At 71.0% G+C, this 17,833-nt stretch carries 12 protein-coding genes; 7 read left to right on the forward strand and 5 right to left on the reverse strand.

Features of this window, described 5'->3' with window-relative positions; genetic code table 11:
* The first annotated feature begins 109 nt into the window (after positions 1-109).
* Entirely contained in the window at positions 110-937 is an 828-nt protein-coding gene (locus tag OKJ99_RS18330) for a class I SAM-dependent methyltransferase (RefSeq protein ID WP_326017606.1), read from the forward strand.
* A gap of 25 nt (positions 938-962) precedes the next feature.
* On the forward strand, positions 963-3,470 hold the full coding sequence (hrpB, locus tag OKJ99_RS18335) for an ATP-dependent helicase HrpB (RefSeq protein ID WP_326017608.1): 2,508 nt from the start codon (positions 963-965) through the stop codon (positions 3,468-3,470).
* Here hrpB and OKJ99_RS18340 read toward each other — a convergent pair.
* From OKJ99_RS18340 to OKJ99_RS18350, 3 genes are all read right to left on the reverse strand, one after another.
* Positions 3,460-4,464, reverse strand: coding sequence for a DUF3068 domain-containing protein (locus tag OKJ99_RS18340; protein ID WP_326017609.1), 1,005 nt, complete (start codon positions 4,462-4,464; stop codon positions 3,460-3,462). The genes hrpB and OKJ99_RS18340 overlap by 11 nt on opposite strands.
* Before the next feature lie 38 nt (positions 4,465-4,502).
* Positions 4,503-4,637, reverse strand: a complete 135-nt coding sequence (locus OKJ99_RS18345) for an SPW_0924 family protein (protein ID WP_326017611.1) — start codon at positions 4,635-4,637, stop codon at positions 4,503-4,505.
* Positions 4,638-4,806: 169 nt separating this feature from the next.
* Entirely contained in the window at positions 4,807-6,525 is a 1,719-nt protein-coding gene (locus OKJ99_RS18350) for a lytic transglycosylase domain-containing protein (RefSeq protein ID WP_326017613.1), read from the reverse strand.
* 180 nt (positions 6,526-6,705) lie between these two features.
* Here OKJ99_RS18350 and OKJ99_RS18355 point away from each other — a divergent pair, with 180 nt between their 5' ends.
* Complete coding sequence (locus OKJ99_RS18355; RefSeq protein ID WP_326017615.1) at positions 6,706-7,521, forward strand: DUF4184 family protein; 816 nt, start codon at positions 6,706-6,708, stop codon at positions 7,519-7,521.
* A 140-nt stretch (positions 7,522-7,661) separates the two neighbouring features.
* On the opposite strand, the gene polA is transcribed toward OKJ99_RS18355, so the two are convergent.
* A complete protein-coding gene (gene polA, locus OKJ99_RS18360) occupies positions 7,662-10,340 on the reverse strand; it encodes a DNA polymerase I (RefSeq protein WP_326017667.1) in 2,679 nt (892 codons plus the stop codon).
* Positions 10,341-10,587: 247 nt separating this feature from the next.
* Here polA and OKJ99_RS18365 point away from each other — a divergent pair, with 247 nt between their 5' ends.
* Both OKJ99_RS18365 and OKJ99_RS18370 read left to right on the forward strand, forming a co-directional pair.
* Positions 10,588-12,867, forward strand: coding sequence for an FdhF/YdeP family oxidoreductase (locus OKJ99_RS18365; RefSeq protein WP_326017617.1), 2,280 nt, complete (start codon positions 10,588-10,590; stop codon positions 12,865-12,867).
* Between the two features lie 75 nt (positions 12,868-12,942).
* The gene (locus OKJ99_RS18370) at positions 12,943-13,413 is read left to right on the forward strand and encodes a hotdog fold thioesterase (protein ID WP_326017619.1); all 471 of its coding nucleotides are present in this window, start codon (positions 12,943-12,945) and stop codon (positions 13,411-13,413) included.
* A 15-nt stretch (positions 13,414-13,428) separates the two neighbouring features.
* Here OKJ99_RS18370 and OKJ99_RS18375 read toward each other — a convergent pair whose 3' ends face one another.
* On the reverse strand, positions 13,429-15,357 hold the full coding sequence (locus tag OKJ99_RS18375) for a Xaa-Pro dipeptidyl-peptidase (RefSeq protein WP_326017621.1): 1,929 nt from the start codon (positions 15,355-15,357) through the stop codon (positions 13,429-13,431).
* A gap of 196 nt (positions 15,358-15,553) precedes the next feature.
* On the opposite strand from OKJ99_RS18375, the gene OKJ99_RS18380 reads away from it, so the two are divergent.
* Both OKJ99_RS18380 and OKJ99_RS18385 read left to right on the forward strand, forming a co-directional pair.
* Positions 15,554-16,168 carry a hypothetical protein gene (locus OKJ99_RS18380; protein WP_326017623.1) on the forward strand — a complete coding sequence of 205 codons (615 nt, stop codon included), beginning with the start codon at positions 15,554-15,556 and terminating at the stop codon, positions 16,166-16,168.
* Positions 16,169-16,510: 342 nt separating this feature from the next.
* Complete coding sequence (locus OKJ99_RS18385; RefSeq protein WP_326017624.1) at positions 16,511-17,746, forward strand: branched-chain amino acid ABC transporter substrate-binding protein; 1,236 nt, start codon at positions 16,511-16,513, stop codon at positions 17,744-17,746.
* The last annotated feature ends 87 nt before the right edge of the window (positions 17,747-17,833 follow it).

Here is a 17,833-nt window from a genome sequence, read left to right on the forward strand (position 1 = left end):
CCCGGGGCGAACGCCGCATACCCGGCACAAAACCTGTCGCACGAGGCCACTGGCGCCGCAGGGACCGCACATTATTACGAGGGAGCCGATCATCCAAGAGTCCGGACCAATGGAAGCGCACGACTCCCCCTCCACCGTCGACGACGACTCGACGGCCACCCGCCGGGACTCGGACACCACGGAGAGCGCGCGGGCCAACCGCGGCTGGTGGGACAGGAACGCGGACGACTACCAGGTGGAGCACGGCACGTTTCTGGGCGACGACCGTTTCGTGTGGTGCCCCGAGGGGCTCGACGAGATCGAGGTCGAGCTGCTCGGCCCGCTCGACGAGCTCGCCGGCAAGGACGTCCTGGAGATCGGGGCGGGCGCCGCGCAGTGCTCGCGCTGGCTGCTCGCCCAGGGCGCGCGCCCCGTCGCCCTCGACCTCTCGCACCGCCAGCTCCAGCACGCGCTGCGCATCGACGGCGGCAAGGTGCCGCTCGTGGAGGCGGACGCGAGCGTGCTCCCCTTCAAGGACGGCTCCTTCGACCTCGCCTGCTCCGCGTACGGGGCGCTCCCCTTCATCGCGGACCAGGTGCAGGTGCTGCGCGAGGTGCACCGCGTGCTGCGCCCCGGCGGCCGGTTCGTCTTCTCCGTCACGCACCCGATCCGCTGGGCGTTCCCCGACGAGCCGGGCCCCGAGGGCCTGTCCGTCGCCGCCTCGTACTTCGACCGCACTCCTTATGTGGAGCAGGACGAGGAGGGGCGGGCCGTGTACGTCGAGCACCACCGGACCATCGGGGACCGGGTGCGGGACGTGGTGGCGGGCGGCTTCCGGCTCGTCGACCTCGTGGAGCCCGAGTGGCCCGAGTGGAACACGCAGGAGTGGGGCGGCTGGTCGCCGCTGCGCGGGAACCTGATCCCGGGGACGTCGATCTTCGTGTGCGAGCGAGACTGAAGGTGTGACCTCACCCCCTTCTTCTGTGCGTGACGACGCTCTGCGGGCCCTTCCCGTACGGTCCGCGCTGCCCGCGCTGCGCTCCGCGCTCGACAGTGACGGGACCGCGGTGCTCGTGGCGCCGCCCGGCACCGGCAAGACGACCCTCGTACCGCTGGTGCTCGCCGGGCTGCTCGACGAGGACGCTCCGGATCGCCGTGTGGTGGTCGCCGAGCCGCGGCGGATCGCGGCCCGGGCCGCGGCGCGGCGGATGGCGTGGCTGCTCGGCGAAAAGGTGGGGGAGCGGGTCGGCTACACGGTGCGCGGCGAGCGCGTCGTCGGGCCGCGCACCCGCGTCGAGGTGGTCACGACGGGCGTGCTGCTGCAACGGCTGCAGCGGGATCAGGAACTCCGCGGCGTCGATGCCGTGATGCTCGACGAGGTGCACGAGCGGCACCTGGACGCGGACACCGTGGCCGCCTTTCTGTGGGACGTACGCGAGGCGCTGCGGCCGGAGCTGAAGCTGGTCGCGGCGTCAGCGACCACGGACGCCGAGGGGTGGGCGACGCTCCTCGGGGGCGCTCCGGTCGTCGAGGCCGAGGGCGTCTCGTATCCGGTGGACGTGGTGTGGGCGCCGCCCGCGCGTCCGGTGCGGCCGCCGCACGGGATGCGGGTGGATCCGGCGCTGCTCGCACATGTGGCGTCCGTGGTGCGCCGTGCGCTCGCCGAGCGGGACGGGGACGTGCTGTGTTTCCTGCCGGGCGTCGGCGAGATCGCGCGGGTGGCCGGGCAGTTGGGCGCCTTGGGCGATGTGGACGTGCTTCAGGTGCACGGGCGGGCGCCGGCCGCCGTGCAGGACGCGGTGCTCTCGGCGGGTCCGCGGCGGCGGGTCGTGCTGGCCACGGCCGTCGCCGAGTCGTCGTTGACCGTGCCCGGGGTGCGGTCCGTCGTGGACGCGGGGCTCGCGCGGGAGCCGCGGGTGGACCACGCGCGCGGGTTGAGCGCGCTGACGACCGTACGGGCTTCCCGGGCGGCCGGGACCCAGCGGGCGGGGCGGGCCGGACGTGAGGCGCCGGGTGTGGTGTACCGGTGCTGGGACGAGGCGGAGGACGGGCGGCTGCCGCGCTTCCCCTCCCCCGAGATCAAGGTGGCGGACCTGACGGCGTTCGCACTGCAAGTGGCGTGCTGGGGCGACCCGGACGCCTCGGGGCTCGCCCTGCTCGACGCTCCTCCGGGCGGGGCGATGGCGGCGGCGCGGTCCGTGCTGACAGCGGTCGGAGCGGTCGAGGGCGACGCGGGCCGGGCCACCGAGCGGGGTGCGCGGCTCGCGCGGCTCGGGCTGCATCCACGGCTCGGACGGGCGCTGGTGGACGCGGCGCCCGTCGTGTCCGCGCGGCGGGCCGCGGAGGTGGTGGCGCTGCTCGGCGACGAGCCGCCGCGCGACTACGGGGACGACCTGGGCGGGGCGCTGCGCGCGGCCCGTCGCGGCGGTGACGCCTACGCGGCCCGGTGGCGTCAGGAGGTACGGCGGCTCTCCGGGCTCGTGAGCGAGTCCGGGACGGACCGGGGCCGGGGCGGCACCGACGACCACGTGGCCGGGCTCGTCGCCGCGCTCGCCTTCCCCGAGCGCGTCGCCCGCCGCACCGGCGGCTCGCTGCTCATGGTGTCCGGCACCCGCGCCGACGTTCCCGACGGGTCCGCCCTGCGGGACGCCGAGTGGGTCGCCGTCGCCGTCGCCGACCGGCCCGTGGGGGCCGGGCACGCGCGCGTGCGGCTCGGCGCGGTCGTGGACGAGGGGACCGCGCGCCGGGCCGCCGCGTCACTGCTCCAGGAGGGCGACGAAGTGGCGTGGGCGGGCGGCGAGTTGGTGGCCCGGCACGTCACCCGGCTCGGCGCCGTCGAACTCGCCGTACGCCCCCTCAAGAGCCCCGCCCCCGGCCTCGTACGGGACGCTCTGCGCGAAGGGCTGCGGCGCGAGGGGCTCGGGCTGCTGCGGTGGAGCAAGGACGCCGTGGCGCTGCGGGAGCGGCTGGCCTTTCTGCGGCGGCACGTCGGGGAGCCGTGGCCGGACGTGAGCGACGATGCGCTGCACGCGCGCGTGGACGAGTGGCTGGAGCCGGAGTTGAGCGCGGCGCGGCGCCGGGCGGACCTCGGGCGGATCGACGCCGGGTCGGCCCTGAGGCGGCTGCTGCCGTGGGCGGGCGGCCAGGCAGCGCGCCTGGACGAGCTGGCGCCGGAGCGCTTCGAGGTGCCCAGCGGCTCGCGGGTGCGGCTCGACTACTCCGATCCCGAACAGCCCGTGCTCGCGGTGAAGTTGCAGGAGATGTTCGGGCTGCGACAGACGCCGCGCGTGGCCGGGGTCCCGGTGCTCGTGCATCTGCTCTCGCCCGCCGGGCGGCCCGCCGCCGTCACCGCGGACCTGGCCTCGTTCTGGGGCGACGGCTACCGCTCCGTGCGGGCCGATCTGCGCGGCCGCTACCCCAAGCACCCGTGGCCGGAGGACCCGGCGGCGGCCGAGCCCACGCGGCACACGAACGCCCGCCTCAGACGCTGACCGGGTCGGGCTCCGGCTCGGTCACCGGCGTCTCCTCCGGCTCACCGGGACGCCGGCTGCGCGCCTCCAGCCACAGCGAGAGGGCGAGCAGCAGCACACCGAGGCCGAGGAAGCCCCACGGCAGGTAGGAAGTGAGCAGCAGGACCAGGACGCGCTGCGACTTGACCAGGTCGACCGTCGACTCGATGAAGTCGGGGCGCATCTTGACGTCGCCGGCGAACGCGGTGATCTTCTTGTCGGGGTCTCCGGCGAGCAGGGTGCCGCCGCGCATCTCCTCCTTGTGCTGCTCCTCGCCGTAGACGGGGGCGCCGGTGGTCGGGTCGACCAGGAAGGTGCGGACGGTCGAGTACCACATCTGCGTGCCGGTCTTGGCGACGGACTCCGGAGTGATGCCCTTCACGGGCAGCTTCTTGGGGAACGGAACCTTCGTCCACGGGATGGTCTGCTCGAAGCGGTAGATCTCCACACCGTGGAAGTTCTCGGTGCCCTTGTAGTGGATGGGCCGGGTGACGCGGGCGCGCGCGTCGAAGTACTCGTAGTCGCGCCGCTCCGTCAGGAAGGGCCACTTGAACTCGATGCCCTCGCGTTTGACCGGGTCGCCGTCGACCGATTCGCCCTTGGCGTGCACGGGGGCGGAGCTGTGGGCGTCGAAGATGTAGCGCTCGGGGATCTGGGAGACCATCTTGCCGTCGGGCCCCACTACGTAGGTGAGGCCGTCCCAGACGACGACATCGCGCCCGGCGGTCTCCTCCACCTTGTTCGACGCCTCGACGTTGCCCTTGAGGGTCTGCACGATGCTGAGCTTGGGGACCTTCTTCTCCTTCATGGTCCCGTAGTCGACGAGGGTCGCGTTCTTCGCCTCCAGCACCATCGTCTGGTACTGGCTCGGCGGGATCTTCGCGAGGCGCGGGAACGCGTACCAGCGCATCAGCGGGGACATCGCCGTGAAGAACACGGCGAAGGCGAGCAGGATCAGGCTGGCCTTGCGGCGCATCGCGGCGGCCCTCCTCAGCTACGGGCGTGGCACGGGCATTACGGATGTTTGGGTACGGAGTGCAGCAGCGGTTTCGGGGATGTCTCGCCCGGCGGGGCACCGACCGCGGTCATGGTGAGGACCAGGGCGAGCGCCGCGGCGAGACCGATCGCCGCGGCGATGAGAGCGCGCATGTCCGACCTCCCTGCAGCCTTGCGGCAGACGGAATCTGATGAGGCGTCAGGCCTCTGGGTCGGTGCACCGTAGCAACGCGGAGCGGGAATGAGAACACGTTGTACGGGACGTAGTTGAGCCCCCGACCATGTGCGGTCGGGGGCTCAACTGCGCGTTGCGCGGGGCGCGTTACGAGGCGGTCGCCGCGGTCACCTTCAGCTCGACGTCGAGCGTCGCGCCGCCCGTCGTGGTGACGCGCAACAGGAACGTGCCGGTCGTGTCGTCCGCGTACAGCTTCGGCAGCGTGAGGTGCCCGTCGGCGTCGGTCGTGAGGCCCTTGAGGGTGCGGATCGTCTTGCCCTCCGCGTCCTTGAAGTAGGGGCCCTTGTCCGCCTCGGTCGCGTCGCCCTCGGACGTGATGAGGGTCGCGGTCGCGGCGACCTTGTCGGCCGCGGCGCCCTTGTACGTGGCCTTCAGCTCGACGGCCTTGTCGAAGGTGCCGCCCGCCTCGCAGGTCAGCGGGTCGGTGTCGGCGCGGGCCAGCTTGTCGGCGCGTGCGGTGACCGTCGCCGTGTGGTCGAGGCCGGTCACGTTGCGGCCGACGACGGTGGCCCGGACCTTGAACTGACCGGTCTTCTTCCCCGCCTTGAGTGCCGGCGCGGTGGCCACGCCGGAGCCGTTCGTGGTGACGGTGGCGCTGGTGGCGCCGCCGGAGAACGTGGCGTCCGTGTCGCCGACGACCGCGAAGCGGATCTTCGCGGAGCCGACGGCGGAGCCCGCCGCGTTCTTCGCCTTCACCTTGACCCGCTCGCTGAAGGAGTCGTCCTGCAAGGCGGCGAGGCCGCCGGTGCCTGCGTCGGCGAGCTTGGTGACGGACTGGGTGGGGCTGGTGGTGGGCGGCGGGGTGGTCCCGCCGGGGCTGTCCGAGCCGCCCCCGCCGGTGTTCCCGCCGGGAGTCGTCGAACCGCCGCCGGACGGGGTCTTGGGCGGCTTCTTGGACGGGTCCTTCGTCGTCGGCGAGTCCGACGGGCGGTCGGAGTTCCGGTGGGTGGGGCTCGGCGAAGGGCTCGCGCTGCCCGTGCCGCCGCCGCTCGGGTGCTTGGGCAGCACGCCGGTGCCGTCGGGGACCGAGTGCGAGTGCTTGCGGTAGTACTCCAGCCACTTCAGGACGGTGGCGAGGTAGTCCGAGGAGTTGTTGTAGCTGAGGATCGCCTTGTTGAGGTCCGAGGCGTTCGACAGGTCGCGGTCGGCGCGGCACAGGTAGTGGCCCGCGGCGAGGGCGGCGTCGTAGATGTTGTTCGGGTCCTTCTTGCCGTCGCCGTTGCCGTCACGGCCCGCCCACTCCCAGGTGGAGGGGATGAACTGCATGGGGCCCACCGCCCGGTCGTGGGTGGTGTCGCCGTCGTAGGAGCCGCCGTCGGTGTCGGTGATCTTCGCGAAGCCGTTGCCGTCCAGGGGCGGGCCGAGGATCGCGTGGAGCGTGGTGCCGTCCGCGTCGACGTCGCCGCCGCGGGCCTGGCCCGACTCGACCTTGCCGAGCGCGGCGAGCAGTTGCCAGTCCAGATTACAGCCGGGCTTCGTGGTGCCTATCTCGGCGGCTGCTTTCTTGTACGCGTCGAGGACGGTCGCGGGTATGCCGGAGTCCTCGCCGTCCTTCCCGCCCGTGCCGGGCGGGGCGGTCGGGTCGTCGGTGGGGCTGTCCAGCGGGGGCAGGTCGGTGTAGTAGTCAGGGCCCGTCGCCGAGTTCGGCGGATTGTCGTCGGAGCGGTCCGCCGCCGAATTGCCGCCGCCCGTGTGCGGAGCGCTCACTCCCGGTGCCTGGGACGCGGACAGGGCCGCCACCGCCGCGGCGGCGACCGCGGCCGTCATGACTCCCCTGCGCAGTCGCCTGCCGAATACCGCCGCCATGCCGCGAGCCCTCCCCTTGTCGCCTGAAACGACCCGCCACGCTCCCCAGCGTGCGGATCCCGCCGACCCTACGACAACTTCCGCCGCACAGACACCCGTTCGTGCCCGGTATTGAACGATTGCGCCGCTACGGATGCCGTACGATTCCACGCTCGCACGTACGGGACAGCAGGGGGACACGTGCCGTTCACCATCAGCCATGCCGCGGCCGTGCTGCCCTTCATACGGCGGGACGGTACGGGGCGCGGTCCGCTCGTACCCGCGCTGCTCGTCGCCGGGTCGTTCGCGCCCGACCTCACGTACTACGCGGCGGGCGTGGTTCCCGGGGCGATGGGATTCGGCGCGTTCACGCACTCGTTCACGGGCGTGTTCACCGTGGACGTGGGGATCGCGCTCGCGGTGGTGGCCCTGTGGCGGCTGGTCCGGGAGCCGCTGCTCGGGCTCGTACCGGGGCGGGTGCGGGGGCGGCTGGGGGCCGTGGTCCGGCCCCGGCCTCGTACGGGGTGGTGGCCGCTGTGGTGGTACGTCTCCGCATCGCTCGGCGCCACGACCCACGTCGTGTGGGACGCCTTCACGCACCCGGACCGCTGGGGGATGCGCCTCTTCCCCGTCCTCGGCGAGACGTTCGCCGGCTACCCGCTCTACTGGTACGCCCAGTACGCCGGTTCGGCCGCCGCACTCGCCGTGCTCGCCGCGTTCGCGTGGTGGACGGTCCGGGGCGCCGAGCCCGCACCGGCGCCACCCACCGGGGAACGGTGGCTCGCGTGGTCCCTGATCGCGGGCTGCGCGTGCGTCGCCGGGAGCCTACGGGTGGCGCGCTGGCTCTCGTACGTGAACGGGGCGGGTCTCACGTGGCAACCGTGGGAGATCGTCCCGACCCTGTGCTTCGGCGCGGGGGCGGGCGTGGGTGGAGGGGTGCTGCTGTACGCCCTGGTGACCCAATTCAAGCCCCGCCGACGACCGGTGAGCCGCTCCAGCCACGCCGGCGACGGGTGAGCATCTCAAGCCCCGCCCGCGACAGGTGAGCATCTCAAGCCCCGCCGGCGATTGAGGCGCGGGGTCCGGGGCGGAGCCCCGTGACGTGAGCCCGGGCGCAGGCCGCGAGACAACGCGACCCGCACCCGGCCGACCAGGCCCTAGTGAGCCGCGGACTCCCAGTCCGCACCCAGCCCCACCGACACATCCAGCGGCGCGCGGAGCGTGACCGCGCCCGCCATCTCACGGCGCACCAGCTCCTCCGCCGCCGCGGCCTCACCGGGAGCGATCTCCAGCACGATTTCGTCGTGCACCTGGAGCAGCATCCGCGACGTGAGCTTCGCCTCCGTGAGCGCCTTGTCGACGTTCAGCATCGCGATCTTCACGATGTCGGCCGCCGTGCCCTGGATCGGCGCGTTGAGCGCCATCCGCTCGGCCATCTCGCGACGCTGCCGGTTGTCCGAGTTCAGGTCGGGCAGGTAGCGGCGACGCCCCAGCATCGTCTCCGTGTACCCGGTGGCGCGTGCCTCGTCGACGGCGCGGCGCAGGTAGTCCCGCACCCCGCCGAACCGCTCGAAGTACGTGTCCATCAGGCCGCGCGCCTCGCCCGGGTCGATGCCCAGCTGGCCGGAGAGGCCGAAGGCGGAGAGGCCGTACGCGAGCCCGTACGACATCGCCTTGATCTTGCGGCGCATCTCCGCGTCGACCGCGTCCCGCTCCACTCCGAAGACCTGCGAGGCCACCGTGGTGTGCAGGTCCTCGCCGGAGGTGAACGCTTCGAGGAGGCCCTCGTCCTCCGACAGGTGCGCCATGACGCGCAGTTCGATCTGGCTGTAGTCGGCCGTCATCAGCGACTCGTAGCCCTCGCCGACGACGAAGCCGCGGCGGATCGCGCGGCCCTCGTCCGTGCGGACCGGGATGTTCTGCAGGTTCGGGTCCGTGGACGACAGCCGGCCCGTCGCCGCCACCGTCTGGTTGAACGTGGTGTGGATGCGGCCGTCCGCCGCGATCGTCTTGATCAGACCCTCGACGGTGACGCGGAGCTTGGCCTGCTCACGGTGGCGCAGCATGATCACCGGCAGCTCGTGGTCGGTCTGCGTGGCCAGCCAGGCGAGCGCGTCCGCGTCCGTCGTGTACCCGGTCTTGGTCTTCTTCGTCTTCGGGAGGTCCAGCTTGTTGAAGAAGACTTCCTGGAGCTGCTTCGGGGAGCCGAGGTTGAACTCCTCGCCCACGGAGGCGTGCGCCTCCTTCACCGCCTGCTGCACGGCGCCCGCGAACATCTGCTCCATCGACTCCAGGTGGGCGCGGTCGGCGGCGATGCCGTGCCGCTCCAGGCGGGCGAGGAGCGTGGACGTGGGCAGCTCGATGTCGGTGAGCAGATCGGCCGCGCCGACCTCCCCCAGGCGCGTACCGAAGGCCTCGCCCAGGTCGAGGATGGCGCGGGCCTGGACCATGAGCGCGTCGGCCTCGGCCTGGTCGTCCTCCTCGGTACCGAACGCGAGTTGACCGTCGGCCGCGCCGGCCGGGGCCAGCTCGCGGCCCAGGTACTCCAGGGACAGCGCGTCGAGCGCGAAGGAGCGGCGGCCCGGCTTGACCAGGTACGCGGCGAGCGCCGTGTCCATGGTGATGCCCTCGACGCTCCAGCCGTGCTCGGCGAAGACGCGCATGACCGCCTTGGCGTTGTGCAGCACCTTCGGCTTCTCGGCGTCGGCGAGCCAGGTGGCGAACGCCTTCTCGTCGGCCTCGTCCAGCGTCGACGGGTCGAACCAGGCGGCCTCTCCCCCGGCGGCGGCCAGCGCGACCTCGGTGACCGAGCCCGTGCCGAGCTCCCAGGTGTCGACGGACGCCATCCCCAGACGAGCGCCGCCCGCCTTGCCGTGCTCGGCCAGCCACGGCGCGACCTCGCCCGTCCCCAGCACCGTGCCATCCAGCTCGACGCCCGGCTCCGCCGGGGTCTCGTCGGCCTCCTCGGCTCCCGGGTCGACGGCGAACAGGCGCTCGCGCAGCGACGGGTTACGGATTTCGAGGGTGTCCAGGATCATCGCGATCGACGTCCGGTCGTACGCCTCGCGCTCCAGGTCGGTGACCGTCTTCGGCAGCTCGACGTCACGCACCATCTCGGTCAGCCGCCGGTTCAGCTTCACGGCCTCGATGTGGTCCCGGAAGTTCTGCCCCGCCTTGCCCTTGACCTCGTCGGCGCGCTCGACCAACTCCGCGAACGAACCGAACTGGTTGATCCACTTCGCGGCCGTCTTCTCACCGACGCCGGGGATGCCCGGCAGGTTGTCCGACGGGTCGCCGCGCAGCGCAGCGAAGTCCGGGTACTGGGCAGGCGTGAGCCCGTACTTCTCCTCGACCTTCTCCGGCGTGAACCGCGTCAGCTCGGAGACGCCCTTGGTGGGGTACAGCACCGTCACGTTCTCCGAGACGAGCTGGAACGAGTCCCGGTCACCGGTGACGATGAGCACCTCGAAGCCGGCGGCCTCGGCCTGCGTGGCGAGCGTGGCGATGACGTCATCGGCCTCGAAGCCGTCCACCGCGAAGCGCGGCGTGTGCATCGCGTCGAGCAGCTCGCCGATCAGCTCGACCTGGCCCTTGAACTCGTCCGGCGTCTTCGAGCGGTTCGCCTTGTACTCGGTGAACTCCTCGGAGCGCCACGTCTTGCGGGACACGTCGAACGCCACCGCGAAGTGCGTCGGCTCCTCGTCGCGCAGCGTGTTCGCCAGCATCGACGCGAAACCGTAGATCGCGTTCGTCGGCTGCCCCGTCGCCGTCGTGAAGTTCTCCGCGGGCAGCGCGAAGAATGCCCGGTACGCCAGCGAGTGCCCGTCCATGAGCATCAGGCGGGGACGCCCGCCCGTGCTGCTGTCTGCCGCCTTCGCCACCGGATCCACCGTCTTCTGCGTCGTCTTTGGCGTATTCGCTGCTGCTTTCTCTGCCACGCCCACGATCCTGCCACGCCCCACTGACAGCGCGGCCCACCCCGGACCGGCACGGGCGTTGTCACACCCCCGTGCGAAGATCGGAGACGTAGCTCACAGCACGGCATCGCAGCATCGCAGGACCTGCTCAAAGGGGAGCCGAACCATGGCAAGCAAGCCGCCCGCATCCGATCCGGTACAGGACGCGCCGCAGGTCGCGGCGCCGCAGCACCATGCCGCCGGGCTCCCCGCCGTGAAGCACTCGCTCAAGATGGCCCGCGAGCAGATGGGCGTGAAGCGGACGGCGCTGACGCTGCTGCGCGTCAACCAGAAGGACGGCTTCGACTGCCCCGGCTGTGCCTGGCCCGAGCCGGAGCACCGGCACGCGGCGGAATTCTGTGAGAACGGGGCGAAGGCGGTCGCCGAGGAGGCCACCCTGCGCCGCGTGACGCCGGAGTTCTTCGCCGCGCACCCGGTCACGGACCTCGCGACGCGCTCCGGGTACTGGCTGGGCCAGCAGGGCCGGCTCACCCACCCCATGCATCTGGACGAGGGCGGCACCCACTACGAGCCCGTCACGTGGGAGCGCGCCTTCGACATCATCGGCAAGGAACTCGAAGCGCTCTCCTCCCCCGACGAGTCCGTCTTCTACACGTCGGGGCGCACCAGCAACGAGGCGGCGTTCCTCTACCAGTTGTTCGCCCGCGAGTTCGGCACGAACAACCTGCCCGACTGTTCGAACATGTGTCACGAGTCGTCCGGTTCCGCGCTCACGGAGACCATCGGCATCGGCAAGGGCAGCGTCCTCCTTGAGGACCTCTACAAGTCGGACCTGATCATCGTCGCCGGGCAGAACCCGGGCACGAACCATCCGCGCATGCTCTCCGCCCTGGAGAAGGCGAAGGCGGGCGGCGCGAAGATCATCTCCATCAATCCGCTGCCGGAAGCGGGCCTGGAGAAGTTCAAGAACCCGCAGACCCCGAAGGGCCTCACCAAGGGCGCCGCGCTGAACGATCTGTTCCTGCAGATCCGTCTCGGCGGCGACCAGGCCCTCTTCCGCCTCCTCAACAAGCTGATCCTCGGCACGGAAGGCGCCACCGACGAGGCCTTCATCGCCGAGCACACCCACGGCTACGAGGAGTTCACCGAGGCCGCCCGCGCCGCCGACTGGGACGAGACCCTCGCGGCGACCGGCCTGTCCCGCGCCGACATCGAGCGCACCCTGGAGATGGTCCTCGCCTCCAAGCGCACCGTCGTGTGCTGGGCCATGGGCCTCACCCAGCACAAGCACTCCGTGCCGACGATCCGCGAAGTGGTCAACTTCCTGCTGCTGCGCGGCAACATCGGACGGCCGGGCGCCGGCGTGTGCCCCGTGCGCGGCCACTCCAATGTGCAGGGCGACCGCACCATGGGCATCTTCGAGCGCCCCGCCCCCGCGTTCCTCGACGCCCTGGAGAAGGAGTTCGGCTTCGCCCCGCCGCGCGAGCACGGCTTCGACGTCGTGCGCGCCATCCGCGCCCTGCGCGACGGGCAGGCCAAGGTCTTCTTCGCCATGGGCGGCAACTTCGTCTCGGCGTCCCCCGACACGGACGTCACCGAGTCGGCCATGCGCCGCGCCCGTCTCACCGTCCACGTCTCCACGAAGCTGAACCGCTCGCACGTCGTCACCGGCGCCCGCGCGCTGATCCTGCCCACCCTCGGCCGCACCGAGCGCGACCTCCAGGGCAGCGGCGAGCAGTTCGTGACCGTGGAGGACTCCATGGGCATGGTGCACGCCTCCCGCGGCCGCCTCGACCCGGCGAGCCGGCACCTGCTGTCCGAACCGGCCATCGTGGCCCGCCTCGCCCGCCGCGTCCTCGGCGCCGAATCCCGGACTCCCTGGGAGGAGTTCGAGAAGGACTACGCGACGATCCGCGACCGCATCGGACACGTCGTCCCGGGCTTCGAGGACTTCAACAAGAAGGTCGCCGACCCGTCCGGCTTCGCGCTGCCGCACGCCCCGCGCGACGAGCGCCGCTTCCCCACCACCACCGGCAAGGCCAACTTCACGGCCGCGCCCGTCGAGTACCCGCGCGTGCCCGAGGGCCGCCTGCTGCTCCAGACGCTGCGCTCGCACGACCAGTACAACACCACGATCTACGGCCTGGACGACCGCTACCGCGGCATCAGGAACGGCCGCCGTGTCGTCCTCGTCAACGCCGACGACGCCAAGGACCTCGACCTCGCCGACGGCTCCTACGTAGACCTCGTCAGCGAGTGGGAGGACGGCGTCGAGCGGCGCGCGCCCGGTTTCCGTGTCGTGCACTACCCGACGGCCCGCGGCTGCGCGGCCGCCTACTACCCGGAGACGAACGTGCTGGTGCCGCTGGACGCCACCGCGGACACCAGCAACACACCCGCCAGCAAGTCCGTCGTTGTCCGCCTGGAACAATCCAGGACCGACTGAGCGTTTGCTCAGCCACGTAGACGACACAAGCGCGTAGACGACACAAGCAAGGCACGACGAACGGAGCCGGGCGCCATGGGCGAGCAGAACCACACGCAGTTCCCGCAAGAGGTCATCGACGAGTACGCGGCACTCGGCATCGACCTCGTCGCCCTGTTCTCCGCCGGACACCTCGGCACGCGCATGGGCATCGACGTCAAGGAGGCCTCGGCCGAGCGCGTCGTCGGCACCATGCCCGTCGAGGGCAACACCCAGCCCTACGGGCTGCTGCACGGCGGCGCCTCCGCCGTGCTCGCCGAGACCCTCGGCTCCGTCGGCGCGATGCTGCACGGCGGCAGCGGCAAGATCGCCGTCGGCGTCGACCTGAACTGCACGCACCACCGCGGCGCCCGCTCCGGCCTCGTCACCGGCGTCGCCACGCCACTGCACCGCGGCCGCTCCACGGCGACGTACGAGATCGTCATCACCGACGAGCAGGACAGGCGGGTCTGCTCGGCCCGCCTGACCTGCATGCTCAAGGAAGTACCGGACGCGCCCACCGCGTAGCGGACGCCCCGGCGCCTACCTCTTGCCGGTGGGCGCGACCGGCAGCGACACCGAGCTGTCCCCGGCGCGCACGGTCATCCGCGTGCCCGCCGGGTAGCGCAGCGTGTAGTCGTAGTCGGTGGAGATCAGGACGACACCGAGCCGGTGCCCGGCCTTGAAGACGTAGTCCTCGGGCTGCATGTCCCAGCGCAGCCGGTACTCGCGGCCCTCGACGACCTTGGACTGGCGCTCGTACGACGTCCGGTTCCGGGCGTCCAGCCAGCCCCGCGTCACGATCTTGTAGTCGGCGGTCTCGGTGCGGTGCTTCGTGCGGTACGCGCAGCCCGTCTCACCGGCGAGGCCCGGCACGCCCTCGCCGTAGCAGACCTGCTGCGAGGTGTCGGTGACCGTGCCCGAGGTGGCCCGGGTGTCCCGCCCGTAGTCGACGAGCAGCGCGGTCACGTACGGCGACGTACCGGCCAGCGAGGCCCGCACATCGACCTCGGGCACACCGTTGAGCCGGACGTCCTTGTCCAGCGTCCCCGTCGTGTACGCGAGCCGGTTCGGGTTCGCGTCGTCCGGCGACGTCACCAGCTTCTCCGCGGCGACCGTCCGGCCCGCGTCGATCAGCGACTGCACGCGCTTGGGCCCCGCCTTGCTCCCCAGCGTGCCGTCGGCCCGCATCCGAAGCGTCGTCGAACGCGTACCGGCCGCCGGCCAGTCGCTCTGCTGCTTCCAACGGAAGTCGGCCTGCTCGACGTCGACCCGGGGCTCCTTCGTGACGCCGTTGTCGATGCCGTACAGATAGTGGTCAAACCAGTGGTGCACCTGGCCCAGCCACTCCTCCATGCGCAGCGGCATCGGGTTCGAGTGCCCGGCCTGGTGCAGCCACAGCTTGCGCGGCACATGGTTCTTCTTCAGCGCCTCCCACAACTGGCCCGCGTTCTTCGTCTTCACGTTCCAGTCGTTGAGGCCGTGCACGACGAACGTCGCCGCCTTGATCCGGCCCGCGTCCTTCAGGTAGTCGCGCTCCTGCCAGTACGGCGACCAGTCCCCCCTCACCCGGTCCTGATCACGCTCCAGCGCGTCGAGCACCGGCTTGCAGATCTCCCGGTCGGCCCGCGAGTACACGTACCTGGCGAGCACGTCGGTGTCCTCGCCCTGGAACGTGCCGGGCGCCACGACGCCGCCGTTCGCGCGGTAGTAGTCGTACCAGGAGGAGATCCCGGAGATCGGCACGATCGCCTTGAGGCCCTCGACTCCCGTACTGGCGACGGCGGTCGGCAGCGTGCCGTTGTACGAGATGCCCATCATGGCGGAGTCACCGGTCGACCAGTCCGCACGGATCGGCTTGCCGTCGGCATCCCAGCCCTTCGCGCGGCCGTTCAGCCAGTCGATCGCGGCCTTCGCGCCCAGCGTCTCATTGCGACCACCCGAGGTCGGACAGCCGGTGGAGTCACCGGTACCGAGACTGTCGACCTCCGCCACGGCATAACCGCGCGGCAGGAAGTAGTTGTCGTAGTACCCGCCGTACGCCACGGCAGGACCCGCCAACCCGGCCCTTCCCGACTCCCGTTGGAACCTGCTCCCCGATTCCGGAAGCCCGTCCTCGTCCAGGTCGACGACATGGTTCGGGACATCGTTGCCACCCGCCCAGTACGGGCTCGCCTCGACGATCGTGGCGACCTTCAGGCCCGCCGTCTCCGTCTCCTTGGGCCGCAGAATCCGCATGCGCACGGTGTCGCGCTTCCCGTCACCGTCACTGTCGGCCTCCGTCTGGACGTCGACCTTCTGCAGCACGGCGTCCGCGCGCGAGAAGACCGGCTGCGTCTCACGATCCTTGATCTTCAACTCCGCCTGTTCGGCAGCGGGTTGCACGGCGTACGCGGACGGGGCGGCCACCGCCGCCACCAGCGCACACACCAGGGCCAGACCGAAGCGTCTCTTACCGGTGGATCTCGCCATCGTGCCTCCAAGGGCGCGTTCAGGGAGTTCACTCACGGGACGGGAGGTGACGTGAGGTATTCCATCGCGCCACGCCCCGCCCGGCCAGAGGGCGTCACCAACTCACGCGCTCCGGACAGCCGTTGACGGAGCCTCCCGGCCCACCCCCGCTCACACCGACATTGGCGGACCCGCCCCCTCCGCCCTACCGTCGAGCATGACCGGCATCGGACCCGTCGAGCCGTACGAAACGGCGGACGACAGCCACTCCCCCGCGGCGCACCCCGCCGACGTGGTCGGCGCCGACGCCCCGCGCCCGTACGAACGTTGGAGCGCGCTGCCCCCGCGCGGGCGCCGCCTCCTCCTCGCCGGGACCGTCGCCGTGGCCGCCGTCGCAGGCGCCCTCCTGCTCCCCCACCCCGAGCGGCCCGTCCCGGCGCCGCCCGACCCCTGGCCCGCGCAAGTCACCCACCTGACGTACGAAGGGGCACGCGGGGAGACCTTCCGGTTCAGCGTGCGCGTCGACCACGGCACCACCGTGACGATCGGTCACATACGGGCAGGTGACCCGCGATTGACCGTCACCGCGACACCCGGACCACCCCTCGACATCACCCCGGACACCCCACGCGCCCTCACCGTACGGATCGCCGTACGCGACTGCTCCGCCCTGCCCCGCGCCCTCGACATGGCCTACCTGGACCTCGCACTGACCAACCGGCGCGCCAGGGAACTGCACAGCTTCATCTTCGTCGACCGCTACCCGCACGACCTGCTCACCCTGCTGCGCGCCCGCTGCGCACAACCCCGCACCGAACTCACACAGCGGTAACACTCGGTTACCTCTGCCGCAACGAAGCAATGAGAACGTCGCACCGCGTAGCCCTGTCGACACACACGGGGCGCCCGCGGCCGAGTCGATCTTGAGAACACCCCGTTCCACTACGGGACTTGAGGTGATCTTGGTCGGCCCGCCCAACCGGCGCACCCCGGCATAACAAGAACGTCACAGCCTCTTCCGCACCCACGCTCCACCCCGCCACCTGCGCTTATAGTCACGGCCAGTCACCGCGCCGCCGGGCGCTTCACTTGCACGGCCCCTGTACCACTCCGTACGGCCCGGCGAGACACACGGCCCCTGGACCAGGGGGCCGCGCCAGGGAGAGGAATGATCGTGCGACACCGTTCTTTGCTCATACTCACCGCCGTGCTCACGACCGGAGCACTCACACTCAGCGCTTGCGGATCGCGCGACGACGACAAGAAGTCCAGCGGCGGCGGCAAGACCACCGTGGTCATCGGTGTGGACGCCCCCCTCAGCGGCGACCTCTCGGCCATCGGACTCGGCATCAAGAACTCCGTCCACCTGGCCGCGAAGATCGCCAACAAGAACAAGGAAGTCCCCGGCGTCACCTTCAAGACCGAACCGCTCGACGACGTCGCCAACGCGTCCACCGGCGGCCAGAACGCCACCAAGCTCGTCGGCATGGAAGACGTCCTCGGCGTCGTAGGACCCCTCAACTCCAACGTCGCCCAGTCGATGCAGAAGACCTTCGACGCCGCCGGCCTCGCCGAGATCTCACCGGCGAACACCAACCCGACGCTGACCCAGGGCACCAACTACCTGAAGTCCAAGCAGCGTCCCTTCGACACCTACTTCCGCACCGCCACCACCGACGCGCTCCAGGGCCCCTTCGCCGCCCAGTACGCCTACAACCAGCTCAAGCTGAAAAAGGTGTACGTCATCGACAACAAGCTCACCTACGGCGCGGGACTCGCCCAGACCTTCCGCGACGAGTTCAAGAAGCTCGGCGGAAAGGTCGTCGCCAGCGACCACATCAACAAGGACGACCGCGACTTCGGCGCCATCTCCACCAAGGTCAAGAACTCCGGCGCGGACTTCGTCTACTTCGGCGGCGAATACCCCAACGGCGCACCGCTCTCCAAGCAGATCAAGGACGCCGGCGCCAAGATCCCCGTCATCGGCGGCGACGCCCTGCAGAGCGCCGACTACGTCAAGCTCGCCGGCTCCGCGGCCAACGGCGACTTCGCCACCTCCGTCGGCGCCCCCGTCGCCAAGCTCGACACCGCCAAGAAGTTCATCGCCGACTACAAGGCCGCCGGCTACAAGGAGCCCTACGAGACCTACGGCGGCCTCTCCTACGACGCCGCCTGGTCCCTCATCCAGGCCGTCAAGTCCGTCGTCGCCAAGAACGACGGCAAGCTGCCCAGCGACTTCAAGGAAGCCCGCAAGCAGATCACCGAAGCCACCCAGAAGGTCAGCTTCAACGGCGTGACCGGCCAGGTCTCCTACGACAAGTACGGCGACACGACCAACAAGACGCTCACCGTCTACCAGGTCAAGAAGGGCCAGATCGTCCCCGTCAAGACCGGCGAGCTGGAGCAGTAGCACCCCCCGGGGAGCGGCCGGACCAGATCCCGGCCGCTCCCCACCCGGCCACAACGCGGGGGGCACACACCAACAGCCCCCCGCGCC

The sequence above is a fragment of the Streptomyces endophyticus genome (assembly GCF_035798155.1).
In the GTDB taxonomy this organism is placed as follows: domain Bacteria; phylum Actinomycetota; class Actinomycetes; order Streptomycetales; family Streptomycetaceae; genus Streptomyces; species Streptomyces endophyticus.

Coding starts and splice junctions, on each gene's coding strand:
- polA (WP_326017667.1), bottom strand. CDS start 10,340: ATGCTCATGGACGGGCACTCGCTGGCGTACCGGGCATTCTTCGCGCTG.
- OKJ99_RS18365 (WP_326017617.1), top strand. CDS start 10,588: ATGGCAAGCAAGCCGCCCGCATCCGATCCGGTACAGGACGCGCCGCAG.
- OKJ99_RS18370 (WP_326017619.1), top strand. CDS start 12,943: ATGGGCGAGCAGAACCACACGCAGTTCCCGCAAGAGGTCATCGACGAG.
- OKJ99_RS18350 (WP_326017613.1), bottom strand. CDS start 6,525: ATGGCGGCGGTATTCGGCAGGCGACTGCGCAGGGGAGTCATGACGGCC.
- OKJ99_RS18380 (WP_326017623.1), top strand. CDS start 15,554: ATGACCGGCATCGGACCCGTCGAGCCGTACGAAACGGCGGACGACAGC.
- OKJ99_RS18340 (WP_326017609.1), bottom strand. CDS start 4,464: ATGCGCCGCAAGGCCAGCCTGATCCTGCTCGCCTTCGCCGTGTTCTTC.
- OKJ99_RS18345 (WP_326017611.1), bottom strand. CDS start 4,637: ATGCGCGCTCTCATCGCCGCGGCGATCGGTCTCGCCGCGGCGCTCGCC.
- OKJ99_RS18330 (WP_326017606.1), top strand. CDS start 110: ATGGAAGCGCACGACTCCCCCTCCACCGTCGACGACGACTCGACGGCC.
- OKJ99_RS18375 (WP_326017621.1), bottom strand. CDS start 15,357: ATGGCGAGATCCACCGGTAAGAGACGCTTCGGTCTGGCCCTGGTGTGT.